Below are 11991 nucleotides of genomic sequence, written 5' to 3' on the forward strand. Positions count from 1 at the left end.
ACTTTTTTTGGCATGGCTATTTTTGCTCGATTTTTTCAGCAATTATAACAGACCTATGACAACCGGATTCCGTATGAGTTCTCGCGGGCGAGCAATGGAATCGAATCTGCCAAAGTTCAGCTTGCTTTTTGTTTGGGCAGTTTTAGATATTTATACTCAATTATCGATTGTAATACCAGTTTCAAAAAAGAATGCAACTGTAGGCTCGTGATCCAAACCCATACAGAATGAGTCATTCCCAATGCTTCAATTCTTTAATTCTTTAATCTAAAATGGTATGAGGAACAGGCAATCGATCGACATTAATTGTTGCTGTCTCTCTACCCGTAGAACCTATTTTAGGGTGTGTGGTGGCGCGGCGCTTAATCTGTAGAACCAAAGGATAAATCTCCAAGCGCGCCACCAGCCACTGCGAACCAAAAACCGGGTAAATTCACAATTCCTGAAAGCAGCGCTGTATCAGCCAAAAATCTTCGCACTAGCGCTGTATTCTTCCGCCGAAAGCAGCCGCCAACTCCCATCGCCCACAAGTTCCAAAACCTGCTGGTGATATTGCACTAAACTCAATCGGTGGCCGACACTCACAAACGTAGTTTTAGTTGCTTGCAACTGTTCGTATAAATGTTGCTCGTTCTTCAAATCCAAAGCACTTGTCGCCTCATCCAAAATAGCATATCTCGGTTCCGTCAATAACAATCTAGCAAAAGCTAAACGCTGCTGTTCTCCCAGCGACAAAATCTCCGCCCAATCTAAATCCGCATCAAAACCGCCCAATCTTTCCGGCAAATCTGCTAAGTTTACTGATGCCAAAACATGGCGCAATTTTTCCTCATCAACCTCGCTGCTGCTGTTGGGATAGAGAAGTTGCGATCGCAAACTACCCAAAATCATATATGGACGCTGCGGCAAAAACAGCATTTCCCCCAATTCCGGCCGCGCCAAACGGCCTGTTCCCGAGTCCCACAAACCCGCAATTGCCCGCAGCAAAGAACTCTTCCCAGCACCGCTTTGGCCGACAATTAACAATCCTTCACCGGGCTGCACTGCTAGCGACAAATCCCTAATCAAAGTCTTTTGAGGTTTCGGAGTATCTAAAGTAACGTGTTCCAGTGTCAACTGAGAATCTACTACTACATCTATAGCAGTGCCTCCGACACGAGATACCGCTTTTTCCGCTTCCAAAGTATCTGTAAATACAGTCAAACGATTGATACTAGCGGCAAAAGAACTCAGCGGCTCAATCTGAGTTACAATCACTGAAAAAGCGCCTAAAACCTGACTAAAAGCAAAACCTGCTTGAGTGATATCTCCAAACTGGATTTTGCCGGCAAAGTAAGCAGGAGCTAGAAACAAAGCCGGAATAATCACAACAGCATATCCGTATCCCGTGGTAAAATAATCCACATTTCGCTGCCAGCCAATTAGCAAATTAAAATTGCGGAATACTTCAACGAACCGCTGCTTTACTTGCGTAGATTCCTGTTCCTCGCCTCTATAAAAAGCAATAGATTCAGCGTTGTCGCGAATGTGAACCAGGCCGTAGCGGAAGTTAGCTTCTTGTTTAAGTTGATTAAAATTAAGAGGTACTAATCTTTGACCAAAAATCAGAGTGGCAACAGTCCCTAGAATAGCGTAGACAATCAGGAAGAGCGAAAGTTCTTGTGAGATAGACCACAGGATACCCGTGAAAGATATAACATCAACTATTGAACCCAGGATAAGGAGCAAAAACGCCAAACTTGTCTGGGTAAATGATTTGACATCTTCCGAAATTCGCTGGTCGGGATTGTCGATTTCCTTTTGGGAATTTATTTCGTAATAAGCCCGATTCTGAAAATACTTATCCAGGAACTTATTAGTCATCCAATCTCGCCAGTAGAGACTCAATTTATCTCGTATATAGCGGTAAATTACCACAATGGGAGTGCCGACTACAAAAACCCCTGCATAGACAAACAGATACTTCCAGTAATTGAGCTGGTCTTTCTTAGCTAGTGCTGTGTTAAAAAAGTTACCCACGTAACTAATTATTACATTCAGACCGCTGACTGACAGCGACAAAAACAGCAGCAAAGTCAATAAAGCCCAGGGCTGCCAGTGTGCCGTCAATCTGTCTTTGAACCAGACAAAAGCACTGAAAGGAATAATTAGCATCAAAGCTACGATCGCAATTGCTGGCGAATTAATAATTCCTTTCAACAAAGTAACTAAGCCCGCCGCAATACTATTGACAAAAGCCGGAAAAAGAGCACCCCCCCCAAAACACACAGCGCTCAGGAGTACAAACATAGCCGCGAAGAGAAATATCAACAGCAGCGCTACTAATCCTAAAAAGATTCTGCCACTCCCAGGCTCTAAAGGATAAAAGTAAGGTTGAGCGATCGCAATAAATCTCTGCCACAACTGACGGTCAAATCGATTCATCTTTGCTGTTTACAAAACTACTTTGACTGTTATAACATATCAAGTTTTGTGACAAACGGCCGCAGTCATTTATTTGGGAGTTTCGCGAAAAAAATTCTCTCACCCACAGACGGAAACTTGTTTTCCGAGTTAACGGGTGGAGAGAAAAAAATTGGGAGCTTAGTTCAAGCTCTTATATTCATCTGTGGAGTAAATCCTTTAATTTCAAATCTAAAATCTCAAATCGATGGGATCAGAAGCAGTGGCGCTTTCGCCGGACAAGTCCGACTGCAATTTGCTGCTGTAAAATCGCTGGCTAATCCCTAAAATTACTTGTTTCATTACCCAATACAAAACCGCAATTACTACAAAAGTGACAGCCATTACAAAAACCGGACGCTTGCCAATCAAATCGTTCATTACTGTGTTAACCAGCGCATCGGGGTTAGTCAGAATATCCCAACTGTTGAAGCGTATAAATCGCCCTAAATAAATCGCGAGCGCCGAAAGTGCGTGTATAGTCATCTCGGTTGCCAGGATAAATCTACTCCAACCCTGTTGCTTCAAATAGTAACCCAAATTCATCACCGACAGCACGTAAGCCCCAAACCCGACCAGCATAAACGCGAGATATTGGGGAATCAAAGCCAGAGTCACAGTCCACACCGAGTTCCCCTCTTTAATCTGCTCGATCAGGTGAATGATATCAGTTAAAACGTAGGGCGCATTAGGCAAAAATGCGATAAACCAGAAAAAACCCCCCCACCAGCGGAGAGAGCGAACTCCGCGCTGCCGCAGTACCCAGATGTCTAAAGCCATCAGTGCCAGCGTAATCGCGATCGCCCCCAAAACGTAAGTTTTGCCAACATCTTGCACAATGTGCCTCAGATAAGCTAAAACATGGCGCGTGCTGGGCAAAAAAGTAGCTCCCAGGAGAAAAGCCGTACCCCACAGCAGCCAGCGCGATCGAGGTTTGCGGAACAGCCAAAAACTCAGACCCAGCGGTACTAAAGCCAAAAACAAATTCCAAGACATCCAGCGGACATTGTGTCCCATTGCTTGCAGCGCTTCCAGGATTAATCCCATCATGTCAATTTTTATACAATTAAAGGTTTGATGCAGCACCGCTTCCTTAGCAGCTTCAATCTATTTTAGTCGTTAACTTGTAGGGTGCGTCAGCTTATCGATCCGCGCCTAAAAATCAAGAACGGGTGACGCCTCCTACCACTGTGGAGTCAATCTCAAATCTCAAATCTCAAATCTACTGACGCATCCTACTACTGTCGAGTCAATCTCAAATCTCAAATCTCAAATCTCAAATCGACTGGTGCACCCTACTATTTATACACTTTTCGGAATCTCAATCTTAAAAGTCGTTCCGCATCCTATGGACGAAATACACTCAATCTTGCCCTTGTGCTTTTCCACCACAATCGAGTGCGCGATAGACATTCCCAACCCCGTACCTTTCCCCACAGCTTTCGTAGTAAAAAACGGGTTAAAAATTCGCTCGACTATCCCCTCGGGAATGCCCGTACCGTTGTCCGAAATTTCTACCCTAACAGTGTTCTGGGGGGTTACACTCGTGGAAATAGCAATCCGTCCACTCTTTGTCTCTGATCGTGGAACCGATAACTGGTGATATCGTTCTTCAATAGCATCAATTCCATTAGCAATAATATTCATAAACACCTGATTCATTTGGCTCGCATAGCACTCCACCAGTGGCAGTTTTCCAAACTCCTTAATTACTTCAATTTCCGGGCGGCTGTCCCGACTCTTCAAGCGGTGCTGCAAAATCAACAAAGTGCTTTCAATTCCCACGTGAATATCCACGGGCTTCATTGCGGATTCATCCAGCCGCGAGAAATTTCTGAGGGACAAAACAATTTGCCGGATGCGCTCGGTTCCTACCTGCATCGAACCCACAACTTTTCTTAAATCCTCAGCCATGAAATCCAAATCTATCTCTTGAATGCGATCGAGAATTTTTGAATTAGGTTCGGGATACTCATGCTCGTAAAGAGTCACCAGATCGAGTAACTGTTTTGTATACTGGTTGAGATAATCAATGTTAGCGTGAATGAAGTTAACGGGATTATTAATTTCGTGAGCGATTCCTGCAACTAATTGCCCTAAAGAAGACATTTTTTCAGTTTGAATGAGCTGAGTTTGAGTAGAGCGCAATGACCGCAGCGCTGACTCTAACTCTCCAGCTCTTTCTCTTTCTCGCGCCTCGCTTTGTCGCAGTGCTTCCTCTGCTTGCTTGCGAGTCGTAATATCCTGGCAAAATCCAATTATTACCTGAGCCTGACCGTCCGCATTCCTGCTAAAAATAGTATCTCGACTTTGCAGCCACAACAATTGACCATCTGCTGCCCGCATCCGGTACTCAATTTCCCTAATTTCGCCATCTTCAACTCCTAGAAAGCTTGCGTGATGTTTGACAATTTCCGGCAAATCTTCCGGGTGTACTAACTGAGGCATCAGTGACGAATTCATAGCTGTAATGTCGTCAAAAGTATAGCCCAAAAGCCCAAGCAGTGAAGTATTAGCGTAGATATTTCGCTGTTCTTCCAAGTCGTAGAGATACAAAATACCGGGAGTAGCATCGGCTACTTTTTGAATGAACTGCTGGCTTTCTTGCAAAGCTAACTCAGCTTGTTTGCGATCGGTAACATCAATCGCGATTCCGTCCCAAATAATATCGCCGTTTTCTTTAGCTTCAGGACGAGAAATTATCTGAAACCAGCGAATTTTGCCGGAAGGTAGCACGAACCGTCCTTCCCAGTGCCAAGGTTGCAAAGTTTGGGCTGAAATAGCAACGGATTCGTCATGATTTTGGCGGTCATCGGAATGAATTAAATCTGTTATCAAAGCCGCATTTTGCAGAACCGATTCTGCTTCTCGCTCAAACATTTCTCGGCAAGCCGGACTAATGTAAGGGAAACTGAAAGAGCTATCTGTACGCAATACAAATTGATAAATTACTCCTGGCACATTACCCGACAGCTTTTGGAATCTTGCCTCGCTTTCCCGTAGTGCTTCCTCTGCTTGTTTGCGCTCCGTAATGTCAGTAATTGAACCAACCATGCGGACTGCTTTTCCAGATTCGTCCCACAACGCTTGTCCCCGACTCAATATCCATTTGTAGGCGCTGTTGTAGCACCATAAGCGGTATTCGGTGATGTAATGCGGCGTTTTTCTATCCAAGTGTTCTTGAAGGAGTTGCTGAGAAATCGCTAAATCATCTGGATGTAAACTCGCATTCCATTTGTTATTGTAATCGCTAAGTTCACTATCTTCGTAACCAGTGATTTCCTTAAAGCGATCGGACACAAAAAGTTCCCCTGTTTGCAAGTTCCAGTCCCAAATTCCGTCATTATTGCCTTTGAGTGCTAACTGCCAGCGTTCTTCTGTTTGCATCAACTGAGCAGTTCTCTGTGTAACTCTATTTTCTAGTTCTTGATTGAGCTGTTTGAGACTTTCTTCTGCCTGTTTGCTTTCGATCGCAATTCCTGCTAAACTTATGATCGCCTCTATCAATTGCAGCTCAAAAAAATGGGGCTGGCGCGGTTGGGAATAATACATTCCAAAAGTTCCCAAGACTTGACCCTGAGATGAGAAAATAGGAGTAGACAAGCAAGCTCTCAGTCCAAAACTCAAGGCTAAATCTCGAAAATTTTCCCACAAAGGATCGCTGGCAATATCTGTAACGATCACTTGTTGGCGACTAAAGGCAGCAGTGCCGCAGGAACCGACATCCGGACCGATGGCTATGCCATGAATAGCAGCATTGTAACTGTCGGGCAAAGTGGGCGCGGCTCCGTGCAGTAAATGTTTGCCATCTGGAGCTAGAAGCAATATCGAACCCATGACATCTCTAGATTGCTGCTCGATAATTTGAACTAAAGTATTTAAAGTATCGCCCAGAGGAGCGCCCTTAGCAATCATTTCTAAAACTTGTTTTTGACCTGTCAACCAACTTTCAGCTTGCTTGCGCTCCGTAATGTCGCGGGCTACCCACAGAACCGTGTTTTCTTTCATTGGCGAAATGGTAGCGGCAAACCACGTTTGTACGCTGGCAATTTCCAGGTTATATTCACAAGTACAGGTTTGATTTGTACCAAGGGCGGTGCGAATTTTATCCTGAAAAATATCTGCAATTTCTGGCTCTAATAATTCGCTGATTTTTTTGCCGACAAGTTCTGCCGGCGGTTTGTATAAAAGTCGGGGATTGGTGGGGGCAATTTTCAGGTATCGTCCCTCAATATCAATCACCAAAATTACGTCGTTCATGGCAGCGAACAATGCCCGCAATTCCCATTCAGAAGCTTGCAGGGCGATTTCAGCTTGTTTGCGATCGCTAATGTCGCGCCCTACTCCTTGACACTCAATCAAGCTGCCCGTACTGTCAAAAATCGCCCGATTCGTCCACTGCTGCCAGCGAGTTTCCCCTGTTTCGAGAACGACGCGGTGTTCACAGGTAACGACGGGGTTTTCTAGGCTTAGAGAGCTGAAACTGCTGCTGATAATTTCTAGGTCTTCTGCCGGCATCAAAGGCATAAAAGTATGGCCCTCCAAATCCGATCGCGATTTATTGAAATAGCGGCAGTAGACATCGTTAACAAAAGTCAAAACTCCGCTAGGCAAGAAACGACAAATCAGTTCGGTTTGGTCTTCAATAATTGCCCGATAGCGAGATTCGCTATTAAGCAGCGCGGCTTCTGCTAAGACGCGATCGCTAATATCCGTCCCAATACAAAGGAGTCCTGCCAAATTTCCCTTCGCATCTAGTAAAGGTTTATTTGTCCATGCTATCCACACCCTTTCCCCATTGCTGCGGATGTTTTCATTTTCGTTTTGGAAGTATTTTTCCGTCTGTGTCAAACAGTCTCGTATCATTGCCGCCAGGTCACTTTCGGATAAATCTGTTTTCGGTATAATTGTGCCGATCGCACTTTTGCCGATGATTTCTGCTTCTGAATATCCGAAAAAAGCTTCAGCAAACTCGTTAAAAAAAGTAATCTTGCCTTCACTGTCTAACTGCACAATCATGCTGTTAGCATTCTCAACGAGTTGCCGGTACTTAACTTCGCTGGAACGCAGTTTCGCACGGCCGTACACCCAGCTAAAAACTGCGACCCCGGTCAAAAGTGCCAGCAAGTCGCCTCCAAAGATCAGCCACCCCCGAAACGGCGAATTCGCAGGCCATCCCCCCGCCGGAATTGCTGCCAACTGCCAGGAACCGTTGGGCAAAGTCACTTCCAGCAGCACGGGATTGTGCTGAAAAATTGACCCGTCACCGAAAAACACTGCGCCGGATGCTCCCTTCCCGTCTTTGCCCCGCAGAGCGTATTGCAGCTTCGCTGAGGAGTCGTTGAGCCCTGCTTCCTCCATCAGGGAATTTTTGTCGATAATCAGACCTGTCAAGCCCCAGTAAACTCCTGTTTCGGGATCGGCGCCGGAGGGTGTGAGAAAAATGGGCGATCGGCTGATGAACGTCTCGTCCCCCTCCAATAATTTCACGGGTCCAGCAACCAAAGTTTTTCTGGTGTGCATGACCTCTTTGACCATTTGCCGGTGTTCCGGTAGTGCCGTCAAGTCAGCCCCGATCGCCGATTCATTTCCGTCCCGCGGATAAATGTAAGCGACCGTCGTGCCTTTAACTAAAGTTATGGCGCGAATGCCGGTTTGCTGTGCCACCAGAATTCTCGCCGTCGCTGCAAACTCGGCTTCGGTGATGTTTGGGTTGTTGGAAAGGTAAGCCACCAAACCCCGCATCAGAAAGAGCCGGGAATTTAAAGAGCCTTCTAGCTTAGAACGGACTGTGCTGAGCCGATCGAGCGTGGTAGTGCGGTTGTACTGCAAAAATCGCCCTTTTTCCGATCGATCTAAAATGCCAACTCCCACCAAAATTGCTATTGATGCCGAAATTGCTGCTAAATAGGGTGAAATTTGGAATTTTTTAACCTTAAAGTATTCCATCTGCTAGCGGTTAAGGTATATTTTTACGTCTTTAGATAGATTTAGTTTAGTTTGATTTCTCTAGGCAAATGCAAGATTGCCGGGATACCGGCTTTTTCGCAAGCCGGGGCGAGTTTTTCGTGTTCTACGACGCCCGCCGAACGCCCGGGATCGGCAAGCGTCTAATCATCTATTTTATGGACAAAGTTTTAAATCTCAAATCGTACTGACTCGCCATTTATCGGGTAGGGTGCGCCGCGCAAGCACTACAGCGCTGGAGGATCGCGCCCCCGAAAGACGGGATTTACAGCACTTTCCAGGTAAGTGAAGTACAGAGAAACCGGGTTTCTTGAATAAAACCGATTTCTGGCGAGAAATCCAGAATAAACCGGGTTTCTGGGGTGTACTTCATCAACCTGGAATCCGCTGTATTAGCTAAAATAGGGTTAGCAATAATTTTTTTCAGCGCTACGGCTAATCATTCATAGGGGCAATTTGATGCAAGAACAGTTGATGGAAGCGATCGCACCTTACCGCGATCGCGTAGATTATCTAGAAGTTCGCCTCGAACAAAGCGAGTCAACTGCGATTAGTTTTCGCGGCCCTCAGTTAGATGCTGTCAACCGCAGTTTTAGTCTCGCCGGCGGCATCCGCGCCTGTCACAAAGGCGGCTGGAGTTTTGTAACTTTTAACGGTTTAGCTGAGTTAAAAGACCGCATAGAAGAAGCTGTAGTGCAGTCTCGTTTGGTTGGCAGCGAAAAAACTCTACTAGCAGATGTCACCCCGATTCAAGATTATGTAGCGGTGGAATTGGGTCGCGATCCGCGCTCTATTACTTTAGCCCAAAAGCGGAAATTGCTCGAATCTTACAACCAGTTGCTGTTAGATTATGACCCGCGAATTCAGACGACAATGGCTGGTTACAGCGACAGATTCGGCATTACTTATTTTGTGAATTCTCAAGGCACTTGCATCGCTCAAGAGCGCTTGGACGTGACCGGGCGTTTCGGGGCGATCGCCCGTGGCGAGGGCGGTGTTGTCCGCCAAGGATTTGAGTCGATTCACTCGCGATCGGATTACGATGTCTTGACAAATATTGAAGATCGTGTTAAAAGTGCTGCCGTTCGAGCTGTGGGCCAATTAGAGGCAAAATCGGTGAAAGGCGGTCAGTATCCGGTGATTTTAGACCCTTATTTGTCGGGGGTTTTTATTCACGAAGCTTTCGGGCATTTGTCGGAAGCAGATGGTATTTACGAAAACCCGAAAATGCAGGAATTGCTGACTTTGGGCAAGCCTGTGGCGATCGAACAATTGAATGTAATTGACGACGCAACTGTGCCGGGATTGCCGGGAACTCTGAAATACGACGACGAAGGCGTGCCGGCTCAGTGCAAGCATTTAATTAAAAATGGAGTTTTAGCCGCTCGGATGCACAATCGCGAGACTGCGGGCAAAATGGGCGAAAGTCCGACGGGAAATGCCCGGGCTCTGAGTGCTACTTTTATGCCTTTGGTGCGGATGACTAATACTGCGATCGAGTCTGGCGAACATTCTTTTGACGAAATGGTTGCGGACATTGACGAAGGAGTCTATGCAGTGCGGATGTTGGGAGGACAAACCAATGGCGAAATGTTTACCTTTGCAGCAGCTCAAGGGTTCATGATCCGCGATGGCAAATTGGCTGAACCGGTGAGCGATGTCACCTTAAGCGGCAATGTATTTCAGACTTTAAAGGATATTGAGTCAATAGGAAACGACTCGGTTTATGCCTACGGCGGTTGCGGTAAAGGCGGCCAGAGCGGTTTGCCCGTAAGTGTCGGCGGCCCCCATTTGCGGATTAAAAATGTCGTCGTCGGAGGAAGATAATCATTAGTAATTAGTCATTAATTATTAGTTCAAGACTTACGCAACTGGTTAAGGTGAGGGCGCGCTCATACCCTCACCCATCACCTTAACCAGTCCGGGACACTGACAAGCTGACAAACGACTTAAAATCTGGTATTTACTTTCACTCCCGCTGAGTGCGATGCCGCAGGTTACCGCTACCAAAGGTGTAAATTTCCGCACATCTGTTCGCACAACGAATAAGCTTAACATTTATGGATTTTGCGTTCTTTTAGCCAATTCACTTCCCCTTAACTCGCCTTCATCTCTACCCGATCGCTCTGCTTAATGGGAATCTCAATCACAAATTCTGCACCTTGCTCGGGCTGCGAAAAACACTTCAAATGTCCGCCGTGCTTCTCCACCACAATCTGATAGCTAATCGATAATCCCAAGCCAGTGCCCTCACCCACAGGTTTAGTTGTGAAAAAAGGATTAAACAGCGCATTTATTACATCGCTTGTCATCCCCGGCCCATTATCTTTAAAACTGATTCTTACCCACTCGCGATTCAGCATAGAAGTAGCAATCGTAATCGTCCGAGGCTCGTTTTTAATTGGCTCCGGGCTGTTTTTTTTATCATAGTGATTCAAGGCATAAATGGCATTGCTCAGGAAGTTCATAAATACCTGATTCAACTGACAGGCATAACATTCTATTTGTGGCAAATCTCCGTATTCTTGAATAACTTGAATAGACGAAGAATTGGGCTTAGCCTTGAGATGACTCTGCAAAATTACTAGAGAGCTGTCGATTCCCTCGTGAATATTAACGGGTTTCATCTCAGCTTCGTCGAGGCGCGAGAAGTTCCGCAATGTCAGCACAATCTGACGGATACGTTCTGCCCCCAATTTCATCGAAGACAGCATTTTAGGCAGATCCTCTTGGATAAATTCCAGCTCTATTTGCTCAATAAAAGCTTCTATTTCAGGGTATTTATGGGCATCGTGCTGCTGGTAAAGCGTGATTAAACTCAATAGCTGATGAGTGTAATCATTGACATAAGTTAAGTTGCCATAGATGAAGTTAACGGGATTATTAATCTCGTGGGCAATACCGGAAATTAGTTGTCCTAAGCTCGACATTTTCTCAGTCTGAATAAGCTGAGATTGGGTGCGCTGTAAATTTTGCAGTGCCAGTTCTAGTTGGATGGCTTTTTCTCGCTCTCGCGCTTCCGATTGCCGCAATTTATCCTCTCTTTCTTGGCGGGCGCGCTCGTTTTCCTTAAGCTGTTGCACATGGCATAATGTTTTGTTAATTGTAATTTCTAAATCCTGAAAATTTAGAGGCTTAATCAAAAAGTCAAATGCCCCGCCGTTCATTGCCTTTCTGATATTTCCCAAGTCGCCATAAGCAGATATAACTACTGTTTTGACCATAGTAACTAGCTGGTTAAGTTTCGCTAGCAAAGCCATGCCATCCATGACTGGCATATTAATGTCTGTCAGTACAATATCTATATCCGGCTGCTCTCGCAACGTTGAAAGGGCTTCTACGCCATTATGTGCAAAAAAAACTTGGTATTCTCCTGTGCGGATCTTTTTTCTAAATTTCTGGGAAATTAAAGATTCTAAATCGGGCTCGTCATCCACAAATAATATTTTAACTGGCATCTTGATCTCGCATTCGGTTGTAGGTGACATTTTTTGAACTTCTTGGATTAATTAGGGCTTGCTGAATAATCGATCGCAAACTATGAATAGGAGCGACCGATATATTCAAACTCAACTAAAGATA

Annotated in this window: 7 protein-coding genes; 2 read left to right on the forward strand and 5 right to left on the reverse strand. The window is 45.4% G+C overall.

What is annotated here, in order from left to right:
• Positions 1–211, forward strand: a 211-nt coding sequence (locus QUA40_RS25290; RefSeq protein WP_333130985.1) for a hypothetical protein, incomplete at its 5' end; no start/stop codon positions are given.
• A 248-nt stretch (positions 212–459) separates the two neighbouring features.
• Here the strand turns inward: QUA40_RS25290 and QUA40_RS25295 are convergent.
• From QUA40_RS25295 to QUA40_RS25305, 3 genes are all read right to left on the reverse strand, one after another.
• Positions 460–2424 carry an ABC transporter ATP-binding protein/permease gene (locus QUA40_RS25295; RefSeq protein WP_333130987.1) on the reverse strand — a complete coding sequence of 655 codons (1965 nt, stop codon included), beginning with the start codon at positions 2422–2424 and terminating at the stop codon, positions 460–462.
• A gap of 210 nt (positions 2425–2634) precedes the next feature.
• A complete protein-coding gene (locus QUA40_RS25300) occupies positions 2635–3492 on the reverse strand; it encodes a DUF1361 domain-containing protein (RefSeq protein WP_333130989.1) in 858 nt (285 codons plus the stop codon).
• A gap of 252 nt (positions 3493–3744) precedes the next feature.
• The gene (locus QUA40_RS25305) at positions 3745–8391 is read right to left on the reverse strand and encodes a PAS domain S-box protein (RefSeq protein ID WP_333130991.1); all 4647 of its coding nucleotides are present in this window, start codon (positions 8389–8391) and stop codon (positions 3745–3747) included.
• Between the two features lie 477 nt (positions 8392–8868).
• On the opposite strand from QUA40_RS25305, the gene QUA40_RS25310 reads away from it, so the two are divergent.
• Entirely contained in the window at positions 8869–10236 is a 1368-nt protein-coding gene (locus QUA40_RS25310; protein ID WP_333130993.1) for a TldD/PmbA family protein, read from the forward strand.
• Positions 10237–10284: 48 nt separating this feature from the next.
• Here QUA40_RS25310 and QUA40_RS25315 read toward each other — a convergent pair whose 3' ends face one another.
• Complete coding sequence (locus QUA40_RS25315; protein ID WP_333130995.1) at positions 10285–10467, reverse strand: hypothetical protein; 183 nt, start codon at positions 10465–10467, stop codon at positions 10285–10287.
• A 38-nt stretch (positions 10468–10505) separates the two neighbouring features.
• Complete coding sequence (locus QUA40_RS25320) at positions 10506–11897, reverse strand: ATP-binding protein (protein WP_445301198.1); 1392 nt, start codon at positions 11895–11897, stop codon at positions 10506–10508.
• Positions 11898–11991: the final 94 nt, after the last annotated feature.

The organism is Microcoleus sp. Pol11C3 (assembly GCF_036701485.1).
Classification (GTDB): Bacteria; Cyanobacteriota; Cyanobacteriia; order Cyanobacteriales; family Microcoleaceae; genus Microcoleus.

Bases quoted from the DNA above. Each gene is read 5' to 3' on its own strand.
- QUA40_RS25295 (WP_333130987.1), bottom strand. From the start codon at position 2,424: ATGAATCGATTTGACCGTCAGTTGTGGCAGAGATTTATTGCGATCGCT.
- QUA40_RS25300 (WP_333130989.1), bottom strand. From the start codon at position 3,492: ATGATGGGATTAATCCTGGAAGCGCTGCAAGCAATGGGACACAATGTC.
- QUA40_RS25305 (WP_333130991.1), bottom strand. From the start codon at position 8,391: ATGGAATACTTTAAGGTTAAAAAATTCCAAATTTCACCCTATTTAGCA.
- QUA40_RS25310 (WP_333130993.1), top strand. From the start codon at position 8,869: ATGCAAGAACAGTTGATGGAAGCGATCGCACCTTACCGCGATCGCGTA.
- QUA40_RS25315 (WP_333130995.1), bottom strand. From the start codon at position 10,467: ATGTTAAGCTTATTCGTTGTGCGAACAGATGTGCGGAAATTTACACCT.
- QUA40_RS25320 (WP_445301198.1), bottom strand. From the start codon at position 11,897: ATGTCACCTACAACCGAATGCGAGATCAAGATGCCAGTTAAAATATTA.